Raw genomic sequence first — 24,569 nt, 5'->3', positions numbered from 1 at the left:
CTTCCTCCCTACACTTTTTCCAACTGAAACTTCTTCAAATAGCGATACAGCGTGACGCGGCTGACATCGAGAAGATTCGCCAAGCGGCTGACGTTGCCGCCCGCCGCCTTCCATGCACGCAGGAATATTTCCCGATCTGTCTTCCAGTCATCATCGGGCTTGACGTCGCCCATGAGATTGATGTTCTCAGGCGAAATCGCCATGCCCTCCGTATGGAAGAACGCCTGCTCCAAGATGCTCTGCATCTGCTTGATGTTGCCCGGCCAATCGTATGCTTCAAGAAGCGTCAGCGTTTCCGGCAGAAGCCGCTTCCTCTCCATGCGGTGCTGCTCGGCTAGCTCGCATATAATCTGCTCGGCGAGCAGGGGAATATCCTCGCGTCGGTTGCGCAGCGCCGGCATGCGTATGACGCTGCGTGAAACGATGTCGTAGAGACTCCGGTCGAAGAGGCCTCGCTCCGTCAAGCGCTTGAGATCACCGTCACAGTCGGCGATGATCCGCACGTCGATGGGGCGCACGACCGTCTCGCCGAGACGATGCGCCTTGCCCTCGCGCAGAGCCGCCGCGAGAGCGGCCGCCGTCTTCTTCGGCAGCTTCTCGATCTCATCGAGAAAGAGCGTGCCGCCAAAGGCAAGCTCCAATTTGCCGGGACGGCTGACATCGGGGGAAACCGCCGCGCCGAAAAGCTCTTCGTCCAGAAGTTCCGGCTGCACATCGCCGCAGCGGAAGGAAATCAAAGGCCCCGCCGCGCGCGCCGACGCCTGATGTATGCCGTGCGCCAGACGCTGCTTGCCCGTGCCGCCCTCGCCCTGCAGCAGCACATGATTCTTTCCCCTCGCCACGCGCAGCGCTTTTTCACGCAGCGCTTGGAACGCCTGTCCCTTGCCTGCCATCGTGGCGAGACTGTACTTCGCCGTATAGCCCGCCGTGTGCGCGACGAGCATTCTAAGATCCTCAATGGGCATGGAAACGGTCACGACGCCATTGACCTCGCGCGTCACAGGGCTTTCGATCGGCACGACGGTCGTGACGTCCTCATACGTCTTCGCCTCCGTGATCCATGTGACCTCCTTGTTGTAGCAGGGCGTGCCGCTGAATCCCTGATAGATCGGCGTGTGACGATAATTCAAAACGATGTCGTTAAGGTTCGACAGACGGCTCGTCGCCTGATCGCGCGCTCCGATGCGCGTGAGACGCTCCAATCCCAAGCGGTTCGCGTAAGCGACCTCGCCGCTCGGCAGGATATGATAGACGGCGAACGGCGCGGCATCCAAGATTGCCTCCTGCGCCTGCAGTCTGAGGTCGCGCGCCAAGGCGGCCTCAAGCGAACGCGCGATGAGCAGAAGCTGAGCGATGACGGCATCCTGCGGCACGAGCTTCGGATCGTCCACGACGATGTTCACGAGATAGCGCAGTTCGCCGCCGACGAGGACGGGCGCTGTACAGGCATCGCTTTCGTGAGACGCCTCGCGCCAAATCTCCGGCCCGAAGACCCAAAACGGCACACGCTTCTCCTTCGCTATGCTGATGCTCGAAGCGCCGATCTCTTCGATACCAAGGCGCGAGCCTTCGACCTTGCCGGGAGGCAGACGCATGAAGGGCAGCGTGCAGCTCTTCAAGACGAGCGCCTCGGCGTCGAGCAGCAAGAGACTCAAGCCGTAACGCGCAAAGAACTCCTGCACGCCCTCCGTCAGCTGCAGAAGGCAGTCGATGGCAGGAGCATGCTTTTTCTGCAGTGCACAAAAATCCTCCGCAGAAAGCACGCGCTTCGGCTCCGTCCCCATCGATGGCACGTCGAGCCGCCTGCTCTCACGCCACGCCTCAGCCACCCACGGATGCACGTTGACGTCGATCTCTCCTTCGTCGCGAAACCTCTGGTAATACGCCTCAAGCTTCTCCCTGCTGCGCTGCTCCCGTATCATATCTCTCCCCCGTCCCAGACAAATGTATTCTATGAATGAACAATCTCGTTTCCCTCCGTATCATACTATCTCATTCTACTACGAAATGTTAAGAGCGACAAGCACATTGCCAAGTTCTCATATCCCATGTATAATAGAAAAGATATGAAAAAAGAAATTATTGCATAGAAAGCAGGGATTCGATATGGCGAAACAACTGAAGAAGATCCGCCGGAATCTGAAGCCGCAGGCGGGCGGCACGAACACGGAGAAGCGCCCTGAAAAAAAGGGTAAGGACACCTTCCTCCTGATCATGATCGCGCTCACGTTCTTCATCGCGTTCATCGGCTGGTCGGAAATGACGTGGCTGAACCGCTCGATGTACGGCTCCCTCGCCGCCTCCCTCCTCCTCATTTACGGCTACAAGCAGGGAAATTTCGGCGAGAAGGAAAAACTCTGGATGACGCGCGCCAGTATGTTCTTCATCGCCCTCTCCTTCGCCCTCTTCGCGGCCATCTGCTACTTCCAATACTTTGCCTGATACAGAAACCCACCATGCCCGCTCGGCGTGGTGGGTTCTTTGCTTCTCTTTGCTTTCTGCTTTCTCAATCCTTGAGGATATGCCACTCGCCACTACGATTCGTTCCCGTGCGCTCGATGACGCCCGCCTTGTGCAGTGCCGTCGTCATGCGCTTGACCGTGGCGATCGATACGCCGAGCGCTTCCTTCAAGGCCTTCTGGGTGACCTTGGGATTCTCACGAATCACATGGAGAAGCCTTTCCTCCATAGATTCTTCTGAAGAAACCTCCACAGGCTTTTCCAAAACTTCTTTCACGATTTCTTTGGCAGATTCCTCCGCCATCGCTTCTGCAGACTCTTCCACATCGAAAGAAAGCTCCTGCTGCCCCGCGCTCACCTTTTCTTCCCGCGGCTCTGCCGGCTCTTCCTCAAGGGCGACGGCATCCGCCTTGAGATCCGCAAGGGATTCAAGTTCAAGCTTCAGCTCGGGCGCAGGCTCAAAATCCGGCTCATGATCGGCTTCCACTTCTTGAACAAGGCTCGCATCTTGTCCATCTTCCAGCGAAGTCCCGGATGCCAAAACATCGCCTGCGCCGCTTTCTTCCTGCAACGGCGCCTGCTCTTCCTCTATTTCCTCCGGTAAAGGCTCTTCTTCCCGGATAGATTCAGCTTCTTCTATATGCTCAACTTCCTGCACAGATTCAGCTTCCTCTGCAAGCTCCGTTTCCTCGACAGGCTCCTGCTCTTGAACAGGCTCCACGATCTCAACAGGTTCAACATCCTGCACGAGTTCAGCTTCCCCGACAAGCTCCTGATTTTGGACAGGCTCCACTTCCTCAACGGCCTCAGCAGTCTGCACAGGTTCGGCTTCCTCAACAACACCTTCGTGCTGCTGTGCTTCTTCCTCGGCACGGCAATAGAGATTGATGCGCACGGAATCGCCGAGCGTGATGACGGCGGGCTCGGGCAAGCGCGCCCGCTTCGCCGCACGATAAAGCTCGGGCAGGATGCTCTGGAATCCCGTCATCATGCCCATGTAGAGGAACGCCGCCGCAATCGCGCGGTTGCGTATCTTGGAGAAGCCCGTCTTGAGCTTCCAGATCGTCATGTCCTCTTCCAGCAATCCCGGCACGGTGATTTCCAAGCGATCCTCGTAAAGCACGAGGGCGATGCGTCCCGGCGCCGCATAGTTCCTCTGGCAGACAGCGCGAGCAAGCAGACGGCGCATGAGATCTTCCGGAAGCTCCTCCAAGCCGCGCGCCTTGACACCCCGCGCCAAAAGACGCTCCTGCACATAGTCCGCCGCACCGTCCACCTGCTCCGTCAGAGAACCGGCAAACTCTTCGCCGCCGACGAAATCAAGGCGCGTCGCACCAAGATACTCGGCGCACTGGATGAAGCCCTCGGGAAAAAGTTCCTCCGCCGTTCCTGCGAGCAGATGCCAGCCGCCCGTCGCGCGGCACTCGCCCTCCTCCTCACGAAGAAGCTTCCATGCCAGGAGATCCTCCTTCTGCAGGCGCACGACATCATCATCAGCGCGGCGTTTCTCCGCCTCGCCGTACATCATGCGGCAGAATTCCTCGATTTCCACATCACTGACCGTGCTCTCGGCCGCGAGTTGATCGGCGCTGCTGTTCGTGCCCGAAAGAAGAAGCTCCTGCACCTGGTACGGCTCAGCGAGGCGCGTCGCGCCGCCGACGCGCACATAGGTACCGTCCATCATGCCCAATTCCTTGACGAAATACGGCTTTTCCATACCGGGGAAAATCTCCACGACGACGACCTGACGCCCATCTTGCAGTTCCACACCGGCACGCGGAAAAATGCGCGGCTCGCAGCTGTCGAAAATCTTCTGCGTAATCTCATCTATGCACGGAATGAGCTCCGCTTCTGCTGAAAATCCCCTGCCGCTTTCACCGTAGAAAATGATGCGTCCGCCTCGTCCGTTCGCAAAAGCCACGGCCGTATTCAAAAAAGATCCGCTCTCCGCCACGATCTGCTCCACAAAATCGCCGCGAACCCCCGTCATTTCTTCCTGCACATTCAGCACCTCTCTGCCATCCGTTTTCTACGCTATAGTATACCAGTTTTTCCAAGGAAAGTCCAAGATTCACCTCGTTAAGGAAACACGGATACGTGCATCTGTGAGAATCCGGGGGACTTTATTTATCTGCGCTTCCTTAAAGCAAGCTGTGTGTCTTGCCGATTTCTTTCACTCGATCCAGCGAAAACTTCGACAATCGCGCAATCGTTTCAAGCGGCAGCCTGTCACGCAGCATTTCCAAAACGACAGCCACCTTTCCCGCCTCCATGCCCTCTTCCAAAACAGCTTCCTCGAAGTCCTTTTGATTCCATTCAAAGTTCACCATATCGACGACCTCCCCTTCATGTCGCTGCAAGAACTCCTTCATGATGTCATGTTCTTCACAATACCGCATGGCTTCGCGAATGGCCGTTGCTCTTTCCATGCCGTTTGCCATGTTCCTCTTGATGCGATCCATAAAGAAACTGTAGTCATGAAGCGAACGACTCTTTTTCAAAAGCGGTTTCGTTTTATCGTAAGCAATGTTATGAAAATTTACTTTTAGTTCTAAATGAATATCTTCGTCCGTTTTCAGAAACGCATCTGACAGCTTCATCGAATGCGTTTCAGGCATGTCCCGACTCCCTGTATAAAAAACATGAAATTCCGGTGCAGGAAGTCGAATCGGCTTATTTTGGTACAGATTCTTTGTCGGAACATATTGCCGTAATTGTTCACAAACGTAATACAAACAACGCAGCGGCATATTTCGATTCGCTGTGCTTTGATGTTCCACGAAAAACAAATGACGCCCTGCTATCAGAAAAGAAATATCGTTCTTCAACTGTGAAAGAAATGTCCCTTCCAAAGTCACAATCTGCACAGATTCCTCCGCCGCGTAGATTTCTTCACGCAAGACTCCCGCGACTTCTTTGAGACGTGCTACATCATTGAAGTACATGCGAAAGACGGTATCTTGGTACTGCCTGCCTTTCTTCTCTTTTTCCATAACCGATGCTCCACTCTTGTCAACTTGTTCACTTTCTTTTATTATAGCATAAATCCGTACAGTCAGACAGCATACCGCATTCCAAGCATGCGAAAAGTTCCCTATTCCACTTTCTCACCATAAGGAAAACCACGCGAAAAAAAGATGCCGCACAAGTATATGTGCGACAACTCCCACCATATCTCCCTGCCAATTCAATTCTCTATACCCTTGCGCGCCGCCACGCCCTTCGCATAATAGTGGCGCACTTCCCGCATCTCCGTGACGAGGTCGGCTCGCGCGATCAGCCAATCGGGCGCATTCCTGCCCGTCAGGACGACCTCTCGCTCGGGCGGCAGATCATTGAGCAGGGACTCGACTGCCTCACGCGAGATGAGTTCGAAGAAGAGAGCCACGTTCAGCTCGTCGAGGATGACGACGTCCCAAGCGCCCGAGCGTGCGGCTGCGGCAGCCTTGGCGAAGCCGTCCTGCATCAGCTGCAGGTAGTCGGCGGGCGGCTCACCCTCAGGGAATACGACGACATCTTCTCCCCATGCCGCACGCTCCTCTTCTGTCAGCATGCCTTCCTTCGCGATAAAGAACGGTTTGCCCGTCGTATAGAGCGCAAGCTGCGGTGCGAATCCCTGCAGAACTTTCTGCTCGCTGTAGGCGAGGCTCTTCATGAACTGCATGATGTAGACGCAAAGCCCTGCACCCAAAGCGCGCACGGCGAGACCGATCGCCGCCGTCGTCTTGCCCTTGCCTGCACCCGTATAGACCTCGATCATCGGTTGTCCACCTTGTCCATCGCGTAGAGGTCGTGCTCGGCGAAGCGTTTTTCGGCAAGCGCTTCATACTTCGTACCCGGCTTGCCGTAATTCGTGTACGGATCGATGGAGATGCCGCCGCGCGGCAGAAATTTGCCCCAGACCTCGATGTAGCGCGGCTCCATGAGGCGCACGAGATCCTTGAGGATGATGTTCACGACATCCTCGTGGAAGTCGCCGTGATTGCGGAAGCTGAAGAGATAGAGCTTCAGCGATTTGCTCTCGACCATGCGCCGCTCGGGCACGTAGGAGATCGTGATCGTCGCGAAATCCGGCTGCCCCGTAATCGGACAGAGGCTCGTGAACTCGGGGCAGTTGAACTTGACCCAATAATCCTTGTCGGGATGCTTGTTCTCAAAGGTTTCCAAAAGCTCAGGCGCATAGTCCGCCGCATACTGCGTGTTCTTTTCGCCGAGATGCGTGACGCCCTTCATCTCATCGCTCGTGCGTGACATGGCTGCTCCTCTCCGTGCGCTTCTTGGCGCATCAAAAACTTTTCCTCGAATCCTTCCTTTGTTTCCGGCCGTCCGAAGAGATATCCCTGAATGGAATCGACCTTGCACGTCTTCGCCAGAAGATCATACTCCTCCTGCGTTTCCACACCCTCGATACAGACCTTCATGCCCATGCTGTGGCAAAGCTCCACCGTGTAGTCCACGATGCGGCGATCGAAGTCCGACCACAAGATCTGCTTGACGAAGGCCCTGTCGATCTTCACGATGTCACACGAGAGGTTCTTGAACATCGCCAAGGAAGAGCAGCCCGTGCCGAAATCGTCCATGGCAATCTTCAGACCATACTCGCGCAGAGAGGCAAACTGACGATTGATGAAATCCCAGTCCGAGATGACCGTGTGCTCCGTAAGCTCCAAAACGATGCTCGCCGGATCTACGCCATAGCGCTCAATACATTCCCTGACAGCCTCCTTGAAGGACGGGTCGCGCAACTGCACATAGGAAAGGTTGATGCTCATGCAGAAATCGGGAACAATCTTCTGCCACTCACGACAGATGCGCACCGCCGTATCGGCGATCCACTTGCCGACGGGAATCATCAGCTGCGACTCTTCCAGCAGAGGGATGAACTCCATCGGCGCGACCATGCGCCCCTTGGAATTCTGCCAGCGCAGCAGGGCTTCCGCACCGATGATGCGCCGGCTGTCCGCTCCCACCTGCGGCTGAAAGCACAGGCTGAAGCCGCGGCAGCCGTCCTCCACCGAGCGGCGTATGTCCTCGCGCGCCGTCAAAGAGCGCAGCCAGCGGTTGTAAAGCTCCTTCGAGAAGATGCAGTTCTTGTTCTTGCCCCCCTGCTTCGCCAAGCTCAGCGCCGCTTCCGCATACTTGTGCAGCACGAGATAATCCTTGCCGAACTGCGGAAAGAACACCGTGCCGCCCGACACCGTGCAGAAATACTTGTGCTCATTGATCTGCTGCGGCTTCAAGAGAGCCGTCTGTATACTCCGGTAGAGAGTTTCAACATCCGCCTCATCCGCCCCCGGATAAACGATGCCGAACTCGTCACCGTCGAGCTTATAGAGCCGGAAATCCGTCGAGAGGATCTTCTTGATGCGCTTTGCAACCTCGCGTAGAACCTGATCGCCAAAGGCACGGTTGTAAGCTTCGTTGACGATCTTAAAATTGTCGATGCCAAGAATCATCAACGCGCCGCCCCTGCCCGTCTCGCGCGCCTCGTCAAGCGCCGCCTTCATGCGCTGCTCCAGCTGGTACTTGTTCAAAAGTCCCGTGACGGCGTCCGCACGGATGCGCTGTCCCATGAACCGGAAGATTCCCGCATAGAGCGTCCTCTTTCCTTCATGGTCGAGCGCAGCGGCGCAGCGGCACTCGATCCACTCGTAGTCACCTTTACGCGTCTTCGCGCGAAACTCAACACAGCCCTCTCTCGTGTGCCCCTGCAGCACATCGTCAAAGACCTTCGTGACGTTTTCGCGCTCCGTCGGATGCATGATCTCCTGCCACGCCTGGCGAAAAGCAGAAAATCCCATCGTTTCCGCAGGTATGCCAAAATCCCGCACGATGTTCGGCGACGTCATCGCCACTTTGTTTTGCAGATCCACCACATAAAGATAGCCGGACGTCGTCCTCTTCAGCACATCAAAATAAATCTTCAGACGCTTCAGCAAGGGACTCAAAGCAGTTCGTGGGATTCGGCGCATGGCGACCTCCTGTTGTCGGGCGTACCCGATGATCTTATGAATATATAATAGCCGACAAATTTCCTAAATGCAAGACTTGACAAAGATTTCCTCTATAAAATTTTATGGAAGAAATTCCTCTTCCGACCAAAGAAAAAGCCTTCGACGCCGCAGCGGCAATCGAAGGCCTTGCGAGGTGCATACCTCATTTATCAACGCTTTTTCGTCTTATTCATGATTCCTTCCCTCAGCCAAGACTGCTCGCCTCCGCTTTGCTGCGCCTCTGCTGGAAGAAGAGCACGGACGCCAGGAGAAGGAATCCCACGAGATCGGTCACAAGTCCCGGTTGGATCATCAAAAGACCGCCGACGAACAACATAACGCGCTCAAGTCCGTTCAACGGCTTCACGAGGCAGCCGATCATCGATGCGCTCAAGCCGACCATGCCGATGACCGAGGTCACGAGCACGGTGATGAGCGATATGGGTGTCGCATCGATCATGAGGACGACGGGCGACAGCACGAAGATGTACGGAATGATGAAGGCGGCGATCGCGAGCTTCGAGGCATTGATGCCCGTCTTCAGCGGCTTGCCGCCGCTGATGGCAGACCCAGCGAAGGCGGCGAGAGCCACGGGAGGCGTCACGTCGGCGATGATACCAAAGTAGAATACGAACATGTGCGCCGCGAGCACGGGCACGCCCATCTGGACGAGCGCGGGAGCGGCAATCGTCGAGGTGATGACGTAGTTCGCCGTCGTCGGCACGCCCATGCCGAGGATGATCGACGTAATCATCGTAAAGAACATCGTCGGCAAAAGCATGCCGCCCGAAAGATCGAGCAGAGCCGACGCGAGCTTTAGGCCCACGCCTGTCTTCGTCACGACGCCGATGATGATGCCCGCTGAAGCGCAGGCGACGAGGACGCCGAGGACGTTTCGCGCACCGTTTTCAAGACCGCGCACGATCTCTACGGGCTTCATGCGCGTCGACTTACGCAAAGACGAGGCCGCGATGGCGAGCACGATCGCCCACAGAGCCGCACGCATCGGCGTGAAGCCCGAGACGAGCAGATAGATGATGACGATGAGAGGAATCGCGAGATGGCCGCGCTCCTTCAAGATCTCCCACGGCTTGGGCAGTTCGCTTCGAGGCACGCCCTTGAGATTGCTGCGGCGCGCCTCGAAGTGGACGCCGAGCCAAATGCCGAGGAAGTAGAGGAGCGCAGGAATCGTCGCTGCTTTGACGACGTCGAAGTACGGCACACCGACGAACTCCGCCATGAGGAACGCCGCCGCTCCCATGACAGGCGGCATGAGCTGTCCGCCCGTCGAAGCCGCCGCTTCGACCGCGCCCGCGAAGTTGCGCTCATAGCCAAGCTTCTTCATCATGGGAATCGTGAAGGCTCCCGTACCCGCGACGTTGGCGACCGAGCTGCCCGAGACTGTACCCATGAGGCCGCTCGAAAGCACGGCGACCTTCGCCGGGCCGCCGCGCGCCCAGCCCGCCACGGCATTCGCAAGGTCGATGAAGAACTTGCCGAGTCCCGTCGACTCCAGGTAGGCACCGAAAAGGATGAAAAGGAAAATGAAGGTCGAGGACACGCCGAGCGGTATGCCGAACACGCCCTCCGTCGTGAAGAAGAGATGCGAGACGAGCTGGTCGAGATTCAGTCCGCGATGTGCGAGAACGCCCGGAAGGTACGGCCCTGCGAATGCATAGGCGAGGAAAAAGAGCACGACGCAGACCATCGGCATGCCGACGACGCGGCGCGTCGCCTCGATGACGAGCACGATGCCGATGAGACCTACGACGAGATCAAGCGAATTGACCGTTCCCGCGCGCATCACGAGGCTTCGATAGGCGAAGATGATGTAGGCGGGAGCGCCCGCGCCCAAGATGGCGAGGACGACGTCGACGACATGCACCTTCTCGCGCGACCAGACCTTGCGCATCGGAAAGAGCAGGTAGACGAGCGTCAGGCCGAAGCCCAGATGAACGGCACGCTGCAGCTGTGCATCGAGCACGCCGAAGACCGCCGTATAGATTTGAAAGAGGGAGAACGCGATGGCGAGAACCGCCACGACCTTCGCCATGAAGCCCTTGTGCTCGATGACGTCGGATTCCTTATCGTATTTTTTCAGAACTTCTTTTGCAAGTTCCTCATGCTTCTTGTCCGGCATGATGAACATCATTCCTTTCCTGCCGCAGCAGCGGCTCCAAGCTCCTTGCCGAAGAGCTTCTCCATGCCCCAGCGCCACGGGGCGATGACTGTGAGGTCGACGCGGCTTCCTGCCGGAAGCTTTTCAAAAAGCTTCTCCTCCGTGCCGTCGAGCACGAGCGTCAATTCCGTTCCCACCCCCGTGCGCAGAGAAAGACGCGGGAAGCGGCGCTCCATGCCGTCCATGACGAAAAAGTCGCCTTCCGCGCGGAACTCGCCCTCGCTCGCGAGGAACGGCAGCCCCACGCCGAACGATTGGTAGCGCGTCCTGTCGAGCACGAAGCCCGAAACTTCGTCATCCACGCGCAGGTCTTCCTCCACGGGCGTCTTCTGCACCGAATGGATGAAGCGAATCACGACAGGCATCCCCGCGTACGCTTTTTTCGCATAAAGGAGCGCCCCCTGCTCGCTTTCCACGACGAGCAGGGGGCGTGCCAAGAAATCTGCAAGCGCCGCGAGCACGAGAGCCGCAAGGAAGAGCCTCACACCCAGCCGCTTCTTCATTTATTCCTTGTAGTAGCGCTCTGCGCCGGCATTCAACTCAATGGACATGCCGTCCTTCGCGCTCTCCTTCGTAATCTGCTTCGCCGCCGAATGCGCCGCCTGCAGCTTCTCAATATTGTCGAAAAGCGCCTTCGTGATGTCGTAGCCGAGCTTCTCGTCCACCTTGTCTGTCGCAACGAGCATCGCCATGACGGAAATTCCCGGGACTTCTTCATCGAAGCCCGCATAGGTGCCCGCCGGAATCTTCGTCTTCGTGTAGAACGGGTACTTTGCGATCAAGGCGTCCGCCTTGTCCGCCTCGATCGGCAGGAGACGCACCTTGTTCTGCGACGTGATGTCCTGCACCGCCGCCGTCGGGAATCCCGCCGTGACGAAAGCCGCGTCGACGTTGCCGTCCTTCAGGGCGCTTGCCGCCTCGCCGAAGGACAGGAACTGCTCATCGATATCATCATACGTGATGCCGTACGCCTCAAGAATCTGACGCGCATTGGCCTCCGCACCACTGCCCGCCGCACCGACGGCGACGCGCTTGCCCTTGAGGTCGGCAATGCTCTTGATGCCCGTCGACTCAAGCGTGACGATCTGGCATGTCTCGGGGTAGAGCGCTGCGATGCCGCGCAGGTTCTCGACCTTCTTGTCCTTGAACATCTCCGTGCCGTTCACGGCATAATAGGTGATGTCGTTCTGCACGATGGCGAGATCGACCGAGCCTTCCTTCAGCATGTTGATGTTCGCGACCGTCGCGCCCGTGGACTGCGCACTCGCATTCATGCCGGGAATCGCCTTGTTCAGGATCTCCGCCATCGCGCCGCCGATCGGGTAATACGTACCCGCCGTGCCGCCCGTGGCGATGTTGATGAACTTGTTGCTTCCTGAGCCACCGCAGCCGACGAGGAGCAATGTGCCAAAAATCAGGAGCGCCGCCGCTGAGAGGATTCTCCCTAGTTTGCCCAAATGCATGGTTCATACCTCCTACAGATATAATTCTATTATATACTACGTATGCTATTATAACATATCTTGCATATCCATGCAAATTTTCCGTACAAATTACGCATCTACTTGCCTGCAGATACCACGCACACGAAATGACTGCTCATTCCAATGCCAGTCCCGCAAGTTCGCGCACGACGACGCTCGCGAGTATGAGCCCGGCGACGGATGGCACGAAGGAGATGCTGCCCGGCGGCTGCTTGGAAAAAGCCTGCACGCCTTTTTCTGCGCTTTCTTCTCGCAGCGCGAAGAGCGGCTTTCGCGGCTTTTCCTTGGAATAGACGACCTTCAGAGATTCCACGCCGCGCGATTTCAGCTCGCGGCGCATGACGCGCGCCAGAGGACACACGCTCGTTTCATAGATGTCGGCGACCTCGAACTTCGTCGGGTCGAGCTTGTTGCCCGCCCCCATGCTGCTCACGATGGGGATCGTCCGTTTCTTCGCCTCCATGACGAGCCCGATCTTACCCGCGATGGTGTCGATGGCATCGACAATGTAGTCATAAGACCCGTGAAAAAAAAGACCTGCCCGCTCGGGCAGGAAGAAGTCCTCAACGATCTCGACCTCAGCAGCAGGGTTGATGTCCTCGATGCGCGCCTTCATGACCGCCGCCTTGCTGCGCCCGATCGTGCTGTAGAGCGCCGCAAGCTGACGATTGAGATTCGAGGCGGCGACCGCATCGTTGTCGATGAGCACGAGACGCCCTACGCCCGCGCGTGCGAGCGCCTCCGCCGCAAACGAGCCAACGCCGCCGATGCCAAAGACAGCGACACGAGCCGCCTTGAGTCGCACAAGCCCTGCCTCACCGATGAGCATCGCCGTGCGGCAAAAGCGTTCCTCCATAAAAACTCGCTCCTCTCCAAGCAAACGTAGCTTCTCAGCTGCATGGATGATGACGCATCGACGCACCGCTCACTTCTTCGGATGGAACGGATCGAACTTCGGCAGAGCGAAATCGCTGCGCGAGGCGAAGGCCGGAACCTTCTCCGTCGGCTGCTTCATGAAAGACGGCGGTTCCAAGGAGGCGATGCTCTCCGTCTTGAGCTTGCTTTCGGGCGCCTCCATGCGCTGCGCCTTCATGACGACGCCATCGACGAAGTCCGTCGCGATGATCGTCGCGCGGATCGTCTGTCCCATGGAAGAGTCGATGACCGTGCCAAGAATGATATTCACATCGGGGTGTGTGTTTTCCCGGATGTAGTTCGTCGCCTCGCCCACGTCGTCAAGCGTCATGCGCTCGCTGCCACTGAGGTTCAGGATCAAGCCGCGTGCACCCGTCAGGGATTTCTCGACGAGCGGGCTTTCCACCGCCTTCTGCACGGCCTCGATCGCACTCCTCTGGCTCTCGCCGATGCCGAGGAGCGCATCGCCGCTCTGGCTCTGCCGGAAGGTAGACGTGAGATCGGCGAAATCGACATTGATCTCGCCCGTCGTCAGAATCAATTCCGCGATGCAGTTGATCGCCTGACGGAGGACGTCGTCCGCCGCCTTGAACGCGTTGACGAGCGTCATGTGCTTGTTCTCGGGAAGCTTCATGAGGTTGTCGTTATGTACGACGATCAAGGCGTCAAGATTTCCCTGCATCTTCGCGATGCCCTCATTGGCGATGCGCTTCTTGCGCGCGCCTTCGAAGGAAAAGGGCACCGTCACGACGCCGACCGTCAGTATGCCCATATCCTTGGCGATTTTTGCAACGACGGGCGCCGCGCCCGTGCCCGCGCCACCGCCCATGCTCGCCGTGACAAATACGAGGTCGGCGCCCTTCAAAACTTCCTTAATTTTTGCCTCGTCGCCCTTCGCCGCTGCTTCCCCGAGATCCGCCACGCCGCCCGTGCCGAGCCCCTTCGTCAGATCTCGTCCGATGGCGAGCGCCTTGACGCCCGCCTCTTCCATATAGGCAAGCTGCTTCGCATCCGTATTGATCGCGATCAACTCCACATCAAGCTCGTTTCCCTCGGCTATACGCTCGATGACGCTGTTGCCGCCGCCGCCCACGCCGATGATCTTTATCGTGACTACCGCTCTCTTGATCTTCGTATCATCCGTTATCATGGAAGCGGTTCCCCCTCTCTATGCCTGGCAGATCCATCCCTCTGTGTCAATTATCCACTTGCTTTTATTCGCCGTTCTTCTCGCCATTCCTGCAAAAAGAGGGAAAATGCTTAATTCGTCCCGTTCTCCCCCTCCGTTCGAGGACGTTTCATCCCCCAAACTCCCGCAAGCTGCGCGAGAAGCATGCCTGCGAGCATCAAGGCGCAGCCTGAAAGCTCGGCGGCGCTCATCGACTCGCCGAGGAGAATCGCGCCCGAAAGCGCGCCAAACACGGACTCAAGGCTCATGATGACGGCCGCCAAGGCAGGCTCAGCGTACTGCTGTCCGACGATCTGCAGCGTAAAGGCGACGCCCGAGCTCATGATCCCTGCATAGAGAATCGCCGTCGCCGCGCCCTCGATGCCCGCGACGGTCGGCTGCTCGAAGAGAAAAGCGAGCGCCAGACTCGCACAGGCGCAGACGAAGAGCTGCGCGAGGGAAAGCTCCACCGCATCGACGAAGGACGCGAAGCGGCCGACGCAGAGGATGTGCATCGTCCAGAGGAGCGAACTTCCCACCATGATCGCATCGCCGTAAGAGAGGGAAAAGCCATCCTTCATCGAGAGGAGATAAAGTCCGCTGAGCGCCAAAACCGCGCCGCCCCAATGAAGCGGACGGATGCGGCTGCCGAAAAATACGGCGGCAAGCGGCACGAGGACGAGATAAAGGCATGTGATGAACGCCGTCTTTCCCACCGTCGTATACTGCATGCCCACCTGCTGCGATGTCGTCCCCAGGAAGAGGATCACGCCCACGAGAGCGCCCGCCTTAAAGCCCGGACGATACGTACCCGCCGCCTTCGCCGCGCGTCTTTTGGGCGCGAAAAAGAGCCACAGGAGAAAGACGACGGGGACAGCGACGACATAGCGTGCCGCACCGTATGTGAAAGGCCCGATGCCCTCCATGCCGACGGACTGAGCGACAAATGTCGTACCCCAGATGAAGGCGGCGACAAAGAGTGCCAAGCTGCCGCGCAGACGCACAGATCTCACCCCCGCTTCTTTATCTCATCCAAGCATTGAACTTCTCAATGAGCTTCACGGGCTTGTATGACTCCTTCGCCTGTCGAAGCCCCTCGATGCCCATGTCCTCCTCGCGATTGATGTACGTCATATCGGACCACGCATGCTCAACAAATGCCTGATTGATCGCGGGATACGCGCCGCGCACCTCGGGATCTGCCTTTTCCACATGGATGACCGCCGTGTCGTCGTTGAGCTGCTCGCCGAAGGTGAAGGCGACGACACGCTGTCCGATGAGGATCGCGCCGCCCTTGAGCTGAAAATCCTCGAAGTTGTTCAAGACCTCGATGATCGCCTGACGCTCAAGCGCGATGAACGGATCGTCGGGAGCTTCCTGCGCATGCTGCTTGTACCAGCCGTTGATCGTCAGTTTGCATTGCGTGACGATCTCATCTGTAATAGGCTGATACTCGGCCTCAGGATAATTCTTGCGGAAGCTGTTCAGATGGTTCTTCTTCGAGTGGAACTTGCGTCCCGCCAGCTTTATCAGATCTTCGGCGAGGTAGACATAGTCAAAGTTGTTGCGGTCAGACTCGACAGCGAAATCTGCGCCCTCATAATTTTCAAGGATGTCAGCGAAGGAGCGCTCGACGCCCGAAAAGCGTACGGGCTTTCCCTGCGCCTTGAAGTAGTCGATGAAGCGTCCGACGGCAGCCGCCATCTTCTCCTCCGGGCCGAAAGGCTGCATGGCGAATTCTCTCCCCTCCCACTCAGCCTTCATATAAAGCACATCGTCTTCCTTCACCCACATGATCTTGTACGGTTCGTGCCACATGTAGAGGTTCGTAAAATTGAAGTGCGAATTCTCATAGTAATGCGCCCGAAAAAAACAGTCGAGCAGCGGCTTGTCCTCTTTTTGCAAAACCTTGAAATCTATGATGCTCATTCCTCTCTCGCTCAGTCACCAAGGTTCTGCGAACAAGAAGCGTGCGCCTTTTTCTCGCATGAACTCCCGCTGCAAAACCTCACGATTCAGCAATTTTCTTGCCCTGTTGTCCTATCATTATATCAACTGTGTCAAGCAATTAACAATCCCTTCTATTTCAGTCGGAATTGTTAATTGCTTTTTAACTGCACTTGCCCCTTTCCTTTAATCTTACCATGCTATACTTTCCGTATCGAGCAGGAATCCAGCAGCCGGCTCGATGCCAGCGGCAACGGTGGCCCTTTCCACACTTCTGTGCCTCCCTGCTGCTTGAAAATCTAATTCTTTCTCTATCCCGAAAAAGAAGGGCTCGCCTTGCGGCTTGCCCTTCTTTTTTGTCTATTTCCCGTTGTCCTCAGACTTCCCCTGACCGCGCTTGACAATTCCCGCCGGCACTGCCGCTTTGCGTTTCTTGCGCGCCTTGTGCTCCTCATAGCGTCGCTTTCCTTCCTCGAAAGCGACGCGCGCCTCTTCGGTATCAAGCTCCAGGGGCGGCACGGCTTTCGGCCGTGCGTTGCGGTCAAGCGCCACCATTGTGAAATACGCCGACAGGCCGAGCTGCGGCTCGCTGCCGTCATCGAGATCTTCGACGATAACATTGACGGCGATCTCCATAGAGCTGTGCCCAACGTAGACGACGTCCGCCGTCACGACGACGAGATCGCCGATGCGGATCGGCAGATGGAATTCCAGTTCATCGACGCGCGCCGTCACGACGTTCGAGCGCGCATAGCGCCGCGCCGCCGCGTAAGCCGCCGAATCCATGAGCTTCATGATCTCGCCGCCGTGGACGTTGCCGTTGGGGTTCGCCTGGCTCGGCATCATGACCTCGCTGATGACGATGCGGCTTTCCTGCATACTGAAATGCTTCATGTATTTCCTCCTATCAAAACTGCCGCACAAGCAAAAATAACTCATGCGGCAGTCTCATCTTCCTTATTACCTTTGCTTCGACACCATCTCAGCGAAAGAAGCGCACACCTGCGTCGAAGAGTCCCTGATCCTTGTTGCCCGGCACGTTCTTCGAGATGTTGTCGCCGACGCGCTCGGAGTGCCCCATCTTGCCGAGGATGCGGCCATTGGGGCTTGTGATCGCCTCGATCGCTTCCATCGAACCGTTCGGATTGAACGGCGATTCCATCGTCGGCTCGCCTGCATCGTCGACATACTGCGCCGCGATTTGCCCGCGTATGCGCATCCTCGCGATGACTTCCTTGTCGGCGACAAACCTTCCTTCACCGTGCGCGACAGGAATCGTATGAATATCGCCGACTGAGACGTTGTTGAACCACGGCGATAGGTTCGACATGATGCGTGTCTGCACCATGCACGAGACGTGTCTGCCGATCGTATTGCGCGTGAGCGTCGGAGACTCCGGATCAAGCGGCATGATCTTGCCGTAAGGAAGGAGGCCGAGCTTGACGAGCGCCTGGAAACCGTTGCAGATACCGAGGATCAGCCCCTCTCGCTTCTGCAGAAGTTCCATGATCGCCTCGGCGATGCGCGGATTTCTGAGCGTCGCCGCGATGAACTTGCCCGAGCCGTCCGGCTCGTCACCACCCGAGAAACCGCCCGGCAGCATGAGGATCTGCGCCTTGTTGATGCCCGAGGTGATCGCCTGCACCGATTCTTCGACCGTCTGCGGCGTGAGATTGCGAATGACGAGCGCATCGACTTCGCCACCCGCCTTCTCAAAGGCGCGCTGCGTCTCGTACTCGCAGTTGATGCCGGGGAAAACAGGCATAAAGATGCGTGGCTTCGTATAGCGATCGCTGGCTCGCTGACGCACGCCGCGGCGGAACGGCGCGGCTGCCGAGGCCGTCCTGCCCTTGCTGCTGACCGCCGCCGGGAAGATGCCGTCAAGCGCTCCCACATAAGACTCGCGAAGCTCATCGAGCGTCTGCACCATACCATTGCAAACGATGCTCGCAACCGTCGTCGTGCGCCCGAGGAGCGTCCACTTGACGCCGGCGAGCGCATCCGTCACGTTGACCGCCTCGCTCATCTCCAAGAGAATCGTACCGTAGGCGGGACGGAAGAGATCTTCGAACTTGATCGCGCCGGGCGCCGCCTTGAAACCGAGGCCGTTGCCCAGGCACATCTTCGTCAGAGCAGCCGCGATGCCGCCCCTGCCGACACTCGATGCCGAGAACACGCGGCGGCTCTGCATCAGAGCGTGCACGCGCTCATAGTTGCGGCGCAGGTTGGCAAAAACAGGCAGATCGTTCGCATCAATCGGCACTTCGACAGCATAGACCTTGCTGTTCGCGTACTTGAATTCGGCGGAAATCGCCTCGCTCGCTTTCATGACGTTGACGGCAAAGGCAACGACCGTAGGCGGCACATGGATGTTTTCAAACGTGCCCGACATCGAATCCTTGCCGCCGATGGCAGGCACGCGAAGCTCATGCTGCGCCCATAGTGCACCCAAAAGTGCCGCAAACGGCATGCCCCACTTCTCAGGATCCTTGCCAAGGCTCTCGAAGTACTCCTGCAAGGAGAGGCGCACCGTCGCCGCATCCGCGCCGAGCGCCACCATCTTCGTGACCGCCTCGACGATGGCATAGAGCGCACCGTGGAACGGACTCCACTCTGACAAGTACGGGTCGAAACCGAAGGTCATCGCCGTCGCCGTATCCGTTTCGCCCTTCTTCACGGGAATTTTCGCGACCATGCCCTGCTGCGGCGACAGCTGATCCTTACCGCCAAACGGCATCAGAACCGTGCCCGCGCCGACCGTAGAATCAAAGCGCTCAGCAAGTCCCTTCTGACTGGCAACATTGAGATCGGCGAGGTTTGCATGCCATGCCGCCGTAAGGTCGCGCTGGTTCTTGACGACAGCAGGCGGCAGCTGGCGCAGATAGTTTGTCTCCACGTCGGGTGACTTCAAGGTTACGCGCGCATGCTGCTTGACGCCGTTCGTATCGAGGAATACACGCGCAAGGCTCACAATCTTCTGCCCGCGCCAGACCATCTCAAGCCTGCCTGTATCCGTGACCTGAGCGATCGGCGTCGCCTCGAGATTTTCGCGATCAGCGAACGCCGTGAGAACGGGTAGAGCCTCGGGACGCATGACGAGAGCCATGCGCTCCTGCGACTCGGAAATGGCAAGCTCCGTGCCGTCGAGTCCCTCGTACTTTTTCTTCACGGCATCGAGATCGATCGCCAAGGACGGCGCAAGTTCGCCGACGGCGACGGCGACGCCGCCCGCACCGAAGTCGTTGCAGCGCTTGATGAAACGGCTGACCTCGGGATGGCGGAAGAGGCGCTGAAGCTTGCGCTCCGTCGGCGCATTTCCCTTCTGCACCTCGGCGCCCGCCGTTGTCAAAGAAGCCTCCGTGTGTACCTTCGACGAGCCGGTCGCGCCGCCGCAGCCGTCGCGTCCCGTGCGGCCGCCGACCAAGACGACGACGTCGCCCGGCTCCGGCGTCTGGCGCACGACGTCCGCCTGCGGCACAGCGCCGATGACGGCGCCGATCTCCATGCGCTTTGCCATGTAGCCTTCATGGTAGAACTCATGCACCTCGCCCGTCGCAAGACCGATCTGGTTGCCGTAGGAGCTGAAGCCTGCCGCCGCCCCTTGCGTAATCTTCTTTTGCGGCAGCTTGCCCAGCAATGTATCGGCGATCTTGCCGCGCGGGTCGGCGGCGCCAGTCACACGCATCGCCTGATAGACGTAGGAACGCCCCGACAGGGGATCACGGATCGCACCGCCAAGGCACGTCGCCGCACCGCCAAACGGTTCAATTTCCGTCGGATGGTTGTGCGTCTCATTCTTGAACATCACGAGCCAATTTTCTTCCTTGCCGTCAATCTCCACAGGCACGACGATGCTGCACGCGTTGACCTCATCGGAAGCATCGAGATCTTCCAAAAGCCCCTGCTGACGCAGCGCCTTCATGCCGATGCACGCAAGATCCATCAAGGAGACGTCCGCCTGCTTTCCCGCATGAATCTTCTCGCGGTCGAGCATGTAGAGCTTCACTGCCTGCGCAAGCATCGGTGCGTATTTGCCGTTGCCGAAGTCCACCTTGTCGATGACCGTCGTGAACGTCGTATGGCGGCAGTGATCAGACCAATACGTGTCGATGACGCGAAGCTCCGTGATCGTCGGCTCACGCTTCTCCGCCGAGGCGAAATACTTCTGGCAGAACTGCAGATCCTCAAAGCTCATGGCAAAGCCGCGCTCTTTCAACAAATTTCCGAGCGCCGCTGCATCCATGCGGCAGAATCCCGCAAGCGTCTCCACGTCGGCAGGCTCTTCGATCTTCTCCACGAGCGTCGCCGGCTTCTGCAAGGCGGCCTCGCGGCTTTCGACTTTGTTGATGCAGTACGCCTTAATCTTCGCCAAAAGATCTGCCGAAATCGTGCCGACGATCACGTAGACGATCGCCGTACGAATTGTCGGACGCTCCTTCTGCGTCACAAGCTGCACGCACTGCGCCGCCGAATCGGCACGCTGATCGTACTGCCCCGGCAGATACTCAACAGCGAACGCCTTCGACTCGGGAAAGTCGGGCAGTTTCTCCTCGTAGACCGTATCGACGGGCGGCTCAACGAAGACGACGTCGCGCACCGCCTTGTATTCCTCGTCGGAAAGCCCCTCGATGTCGTAGCGAATGAAGATGCGCACCGCCTTGAGCTCCGTCGCTAGGCGGAACGTCTCCGTCAGATCGTCACAAAGCTGCTGCGCGGGAATGTCGAAATATCCCTGCCTCTTCTCTACAAAAAGTCTTCTTACACTCATGCCCACAAACCATCCTCTCTGGTCAGTTCCCTGATCTCTTCTTGCATCTTGTCAGTTCTTCATCAACTCCAAATCAATCTTCACGACGACCTTCGTTACGTCCGCTGGATACTCGTCGAGCACCGAAACGCCCGGGCGATGCACGTCCTCCGGATAGAGCACGGCATAGCTTCCCGCCTTGAGCAGGATGCTGCTCTCGGGAATCAGGGCGCGATAAAAGATGATGTCCCGCGCCTCATCGTAAGGCTCCATCTCCACGAGGTCGGGACTCATCGGACACCAGCCGAGAAACTCCTCGCCGTCTGCGACATACTGAACATCCACGAATTTTCGATGCGCCTCGGGAGCGCACTCTGCCTGCGGCCGCGTCGTATAGCGCGAAAGCAGCGCGAAGATCTTGTCGCCGTCAATCTCGTGACGCCCTTCCGGCATATTGCGGAAGTCCTGTGCGCGCAAGAAGGCAAGCGCTTTCATCAGAGCCGCCGAATATCCCTTCTGCTCATCCTTCGATACCCCGATGATGCCCGTCATCATAAGCAATCCTCCTTCGCTATAGGAAGCACAGACAAATTCAGCGCTTCCCCAAAAAAGCGATTGATTTCCCCATTTATTCTATGCTATTATCCTTTATAGCGTTTCTTTTATATTATATGATGAAAGACCAATATCCGCAAGTGAATTGGGGCAGAGAAGGAGAAATGACTATGCGCGAACTCTTGGAACTCTTAGAGCACGACGCCCGCCGTCCCATCGGCGAGATCGCTGCCGTGCTCAAGAAAAGCGAGTACGAGGTGGAAAAGGACATCCGGGGACTGGAGCAGGACAAGATCATCCTCAGCTACAACACCTTGATCAACTGGCAGAAATTTGGCGACGACACGGTCACGGCCATCATCGAGGTCAACCTCACGCCCGAACGCGAAGTCGGCTTCGACGCCATCGCCGAGCGCATCTACCGCTTCGAAGAGGTGCGCACCGTCTACCTCATGAGCGGCAGCTTCGATCTCCTCGTCATCATTGAGGGCAAATCGCTGCAGGACGTCGCCAACTTCGTCGCGACGCGCCTCTCGACGATCGATGGCGTCACGCAGACGCGCAGCCACTTCATGCTCAAGGCGTACAAGAAGGACGGCACGATCATCGACGACAAGGAAAAGGATCGCCGACTGGTGGTGTCGCCATGACGAACTGGAAGGAGCGCATCTCACCCGCCGTCCACGCCGTGCCGCCCTCAGGCATAAGAAAATACTTCGACATCGCCGCCGAGATGGAGGACGTCGTATCCTTGGGCGTCGGCGAACCGGACTTCATCACGCCGTGGTCGATCCGCGAAAGCTGTGTCCATGGGCTTGAGCAGGGCTACACCTCCTACACGGCAAACCGCGGCATGCTCGAACTGCGTGAAGAAATTGCCGCGCACTACGCGAGCCGCTACGGCATTTCCTATGAACCGGCAAAAGACATCCTCATCACCGTCGGCGTCAGCGAGGCGCTCGACATCGCCATGCGCGCCATACTCTCGCCCGGCGATGAAGTCTTGATTCCCGAGCCTTGCTACGTCTCCTACCAGGCCTGTGTGACATTTGCGGGCGGCAAGCCCGTACCCGTCGCCGCAAAACTCGAAAACGACTTCCGCATCACGCCCGAAGAACTTGAGCCGCACGTGACGAAGCGAACGAAGGCGCTTCTGATCGGCTACCCAAACAACCCGACGGGCGCCGTCATGGCGAAGGACGACCTTCAGAAGATCGCCGCCTTCGCCGAAAAGCACGATCTCATCGTCGTCTCCGACGAAATCTACGGCGACCTCACCTACGGCGGCATGGAACACACGGCATTCTCCTCGCTGCCTGGCATGAAGGAGCGCACGATTCTCCTGAACGGCTTCTCCAAGGCCTACGCCATGACGGGCTGGCGCATCGGCTATGCGCTCGGCAACCCCGACTTCATTGCCGCTATGACGAAGATCCATCAGTACACGATGCTCTGCGCCCCCATCACGGCGCAAATCGCCGCCGTCGAAGCTCTGCGCCGCGGCGAGAAGTACATGAAAAAGATGGTCGCAGAATACGACCGCCGCCGCCGCCTCATCTACGATGGTTTCCAGAAACTCGGTCTTTCGTGCTTCGAGCCGAAAGGCGCCTTCTACATCTTTCCGAACATCACGTCGAGCGGCTACACGGATGAAGAATTTGCCGAAAACCTGCTCATCAAGGAGCACGTCGCCCTCGTCCCCGGCAGCGCCTTCGGCGAAAGCGGCAAGGGACACATCCGCTGTTCCTACGCGACTTCCATCGACAAGATTTCCGAGGCCCTCGCAAGGATCGGCAACTTCCTCAAGAATCATCGGAAATAAGAGACACAAAGCCCCGCTTGTGCGCCTTCTCTTTCGAGAGACGCTCAAGCGGGGCTTTGCCCATTATCCCGCAAAATCATCAAAAACCCTCCACCATCATACCCCCTGCCTCGCTGCGCGCTGCTGCACGCCTGCCCGCTGCCGAAATCTCCACGCTGTAAGCGTCCGACTCCGTACCGCGCAGAGGTTTCCTCGCCTCATGCGTCTCCTGCTTTTTCTCGCGCCGCACTGTCTCTTCAAAAAAGGAAATCGGCGCAAGCGGCTTCACACGGTGCAGCCGTTCCACCTGGACATCCATTCGGAAAACCTCCTTCCATGAAAGTTCTGAATGAACGAAGGTTCTGAATCCTCTTTCTACTTGCATTATATCACAGACGCCATCCGATGAAAAGACGAAGAGCTGCCACATCGACGAAATGTGGCAGCTTTTCTATGCTTTTTCGTTTGCTTTTATTTTCCCTTCGCGAGCACGACGCGGCTCAGGATGACGACCACGAGCGCGAAGACGGCGAGGCCGAGCATTTCCGCCGTGTCGGCGAAATCGGCACCGACGAGCGCCAGCGGGCTTTCGCTGCCGCCGCTCGATACGGATATGGCGATGAGTCCGGCGAGTGCGACGCCGACGATGGATTCGCCGACGATGAGTCCCGAGGCGAAGAGCGTACCGCGGCGGCGCGCCGCTTTGCCCTCTTCCGCACCGCGGTCTTTCAGCACCTTGTCGAGCACATAGCCAAGGACAGCGCCAATGACAAGCGGCGTCTGGATGCTCGGCGGCAGGTAGATGCCCATGCCAACGGCCAAAGGCGGCAGCATGAGATTCCTCGTCGTGCGGCGCAGGAAGAGATCGACGAGCACGATGACGACGCCGAGTCCGAGACCGATGTAGATGTACTCCCATGCGAGGTTGTTTGAGAAGATTCCCTCGGCGATCGTCTTCATGAGCACCGCCTGCGGCGCGGCAAGCGCCTGCGAAGGATCCATACCCTCACGCGGCAAGGCGCCGACGAAGCCGTACGCCTCATAGAGGAGGTTCAGCACAGGCGCAATGACGAGCGCACCGACGACGCAGCCAAGAAGAAGCGCGACCTGCTGACGCCACGGCGTCGCACCGACGAGCCAACCCGTCTTGAGGTCCTGCATATTGTCGTTCGAGATGCAGGCGATGGCGAGGATGATCGACGTCGTGAAAATAGCCGTCGCCGTCGCGAACTTCTCACCGCCCGGCAAATCGAAGATGCCGAACGAAGAGCAAAGCGCGTACATGACGAGCGAGGCGACGATGATGCCGAGGATGCCGAT

General features: G+C 57.9%; 21 protein-coding genes. 3 read left to right on the top strand and 18 right to left on the bottom strand.

Translation table 11 applies throughout. The annotated features are described in order from the left end of the window. Nucleotides 1–8: 8 nt before the first annotated feature. On the bottom strand, nucleotides 9–1,922 hold the full coding sequence (locus QZ177_RS09190; protein WP_294177070.1) for a sigma 54-interacting transcriptional regulator: 1,914 nt from the start codon (nucleotides 1,920–1,922) through the stop codon (nucleotides 9–11). 184 nt (nucleotides 1,923–2,106) lie between these two features. On the opposite strand from QZ177_RS09190, the gene QZ177_RS09185 reads away from it, so the two are divergent. Beyond that, nucleotides 2,107–2,442, top strand: coding sequence for a hypothetical protein (locus tag QZ177_RS09185; RefSeq protein ID WP_037370272.1), 336 nt, complete (start codon nucleotides 2,107–2,109; stop codon nucleotides 2,440–2,442). Nucleotides 2,443–2,506: 64 nt separating this feature from the next. On the opposite strand, the gene QZ177_RS09180 is transcribed toward QZ177_RS09185, so the two are convergent. The 15 genes from QZ177_RS09180 to QZ177_RS09110 all read right to left on the bottom strand — a co-directional run bounded on the left by QZ177_RS09180 (nucleotide 2,507) and on the right by QZ177_RS09110 (nucleotide 21,448). Continuing rightward, the gene (locus QZ177_RS09180; protein WP_294177069.1) at nucleotides 2,507–4,462 is read right to left on the bottom strand and encodes an ATP-binding protein; all 1,956 of its coding nucleotides are present in this window, start codon (nucleotides 4,460–4,462) and stop codon (nucleotides 2,507–2,509) included. A 139-nt stretch (nucleotides 4,463–4,601) separates the two neighbouring features. Continuing rightward, a complete protein-coding gene (locus QZ177_RS09175; protein ID WP_294177068.1) occupies nucleotides 4,602–5,453 on the bottom strand; it encodes a transposase in 852 nt (283 codons plus the stop codon). A 194-nt stretch (nucleotides 5,454–5,647) separates the two neighbouring features. Then, a complete protein-coding gene (locus QZ177_RS09170; protein WP_294177067.1) occupies nucleotides 5,648–6,220 on the bottom strand; it encodes a cob(I)yrinic acid a,c-diamide adenosyltransferase in 573 nt (190 codons plus the stop codon). After that, nucleotides 6,217–6,714, bottom strand: coding sequence for a preQ(1) synthase (gene queF / locus QZ177_RS09165; protein ID WP_009646470.1), 498 nt, complete (start codon nucleotides 6,712–6,714; stop codon nucleotides 6,217–6,219). Before queF ends, QZ177_RS09170 begins: the two co-directional genes overlap by 4 nt. Then, nucleotides 6,690–8,432: a GGDEF domain-containing phosphodiesterase gene (locus QZ177_RS09160; RefSeq protein WP_294177066.1), complete on the bottom strand. Its 1,743-nt coding sequence runs from the start codon at nucleotides 8,430–8,432 to the stop codon at nucleotides 6,690–6,692. Before QZ177_RS09160 ends, queF begins: the two co-directional genes overlap by 25 nt. 226 nt (nucleotides 8,433–8,658) lie before the next feature. Next, nucleotides 8,659–10,605, bottom strand: a complete 1,947-nt coding sequence (locus tag QZ177_RS09155; RefSeq protein WP_294177065.1) for a TRAP transporter permease — start codon at nucleotides 10,603–10,605, stop codon at nucleotides 8,659–8,661. Further along, nucleotides 10,602–11,135 (bottom strand): DUF1850 domain-containing protein, encoded by a 534-nt coding sequence (locus QZ177_RS09150; RefSeq protein ID WP_294177064.1) that lies wholly within the window; start codon nucleotides 11,133–11,135, stop codon nucleotides 10,602–10,604. Before QZ177_RS09150 ends, QZ177_RS09155 begins: the two co-directional genes overlap by 4 nt. After that, on the bottom strand, nucleotides 11,136–12,095 hold the full coding sequence (locus QZ177_RS09145) for a TAXI family TRAP transporter solute-binding subunit (RefSeq protein ID WP_009646419.1): 960 nt from the start codon (nucleotides 12,093–12,095) through the stop codon (nucleotides 11,136–11,138). A 136-nt stretch (nucleotides 12,096–12,231) separates the two neighbouring features. After that, nucleotides 12,232–12,972 (bottom strand): ThiF family adenylyltransferase, encoded by a 741-nt coding sequence (locus QZ177_RS09140; protein ID WP_009646487.1) that lies wholly within the window; start codon nucleotides 12,970–12,972, stop codon nucleotides 12,232–12,234. A gap of 69 nt (nucleotides 12,973–13,041) precedes the next feature. Further along, nucleotides 13,042–14,181: a cell division protein FtsZ gene (ftsZ, locus tag QZ177_RS09135; protein ID WP_294177063.1), complete on the bottom strand. Its 1,140-nt coding sequence runs from the start codon at nucleotides 14,179–14,181 to the stop codon at nucleotides 13,042–13,044. Between the two features lie 110 nt (nucleotides 14,182–14,291). Beyond that, complete coding sequence (locus QZ177_RS09130; RefSeq protein ID WP_294177062.1) at nucleotides 14,292–15,212, bottom strand: DMT family transporter; 921 nt, start codon at nucleotides 15,210–15,212, stop codon at nucleotides 14,292–14,294. Nucleotides 15,213–15,222: 10 nt separating this feature from the next. After that, on the bottom strand, nucleotides 15,223–16,128 hold the full coding sequence (locus QZ177_RS09125) for a phosphatidylglycerol lysyltransferase domain-containing protein (RefSeq protein WP_294177059.1): 906 nt from the start codon (nucleotides 16,126–16,128) through the stop codon (nucleotides 15,223–15,225). Between the two features lie 378 nt (nucleotides 16,129–16,506). Beyond that, entirely contained in the window at nucleotides 16,507–17,040 is a 534-nt protein-coding gene (locus tag QZ177_RS09120; protein ID WP_294177056.1) for a hotdog domain-containing protein, read from the bottom strand. Nucleotides 17,041–17,128: 88 nt separating this feature from the next. After that, the gene (locus QZ177_RS09115; protein ID WP_294177054.1) at nucleotides 17,129–20,914 is read right to left on the bottom strand and encodes a phosphoribosylformylglycinamidine synthase; all 3,786 of its coding nucleotides are present in this window, start codon (nucleotides 20,912–20,914) and stop codon (nucleotides 17,129–17,131) included. 51 nt (nucleotides 20,915–20,965) lie between these two features. Next, nucleotides 20,966–21,448: a YhcH/YjgK/YiaL family protein gene (locus QZ177_RS09110; protein WP_009646435.1), complete on the bottom strand. Its 483-nt coding sequence runs from the start codon at nucleotides 21,446–21,448 to the stop codon at nucleotides 20,966–20,968. A 170-nt stretch (nucleotides 21,449–21,618) separates the two neighbouring features. Here QZ177_RS09110 and QZ177_RS09105 point away from each other — a divergent pair, with 170 nt between their 5' ends. Both QZ177_RS09105 and QZ177_RS09100 read left to right on the top strand, forming a co-directional pair. Continuing rightward, nucleotides 21,619–22,098 (top strand): Lrp/AsnC family transcriptional regulator, encoded by a 480-nt coding sequence (locus QZ177_RS09105; RefSeq protein ID WP_009646370.1) that lies wholly within the window; start codon nucleotides 21,619–21,621, stop codon nucleotides 22,096–22,098. Next, nucleotides 22,095–23,270, top strand: coding sequence for an aminotransferase class I/II-fold pyridoxal phosphate-dependent enzyme (locus QZ177_RS09100; protein WP_006191462.1), 1,176 nt, complete (start codon nucleotides 22,095–22,097; stop codon nucleotides 23,268–23,270). Before QZ177_RS09105 ends, QZ177_RS09100 begins: the two co-directional genes overlap by 4 nt. A 79-nt stretch (nucleotides 23,271–23,349) precedes the next feature. On the opposite strand, the gene QZ177_RS09095 is transcribed toward QZ177_RS09100, so the two are convergent. Then, the gene (locus QZ177_RS09095) at nucleotides 23,350–23,568 is read right to left on the bottom strand and encodes a cell division protein ZipA (RefSeq protein ID WP_294177046.1); all 219 of its coding nucleotides are present in this window, start codon (nucleotides 23,566–23,568) and stop codon (nucleotides 23,350–23,352) included. 152 nt (nucleotides 23,569–23,720) lie between these two features. Then, the coding region (locus QZ177_RS09090; protein ID WP_294177044.1) for an oligopeptide transporter, OPT family at nucleotides 23,721–24,569 on the bottom strand (849 nt) is incomplete at its 5' end.

The sequence above is a fragment of the uncultured Selenomonas sp. genome, from assembly GCA_905372355.1.
In the GTDB taxonomy this organism is placed as follows: domain Bacteria; phylum Bacillota; class Negativicutes; order Selenomonadales; family Selenomonadaceae; genus Selenomonas.
The sequence above is the reverse complement of the archived record's forward strand: the minus strand, read 5'-3'. Positions and strand labels throughout refer to the sequence as shown.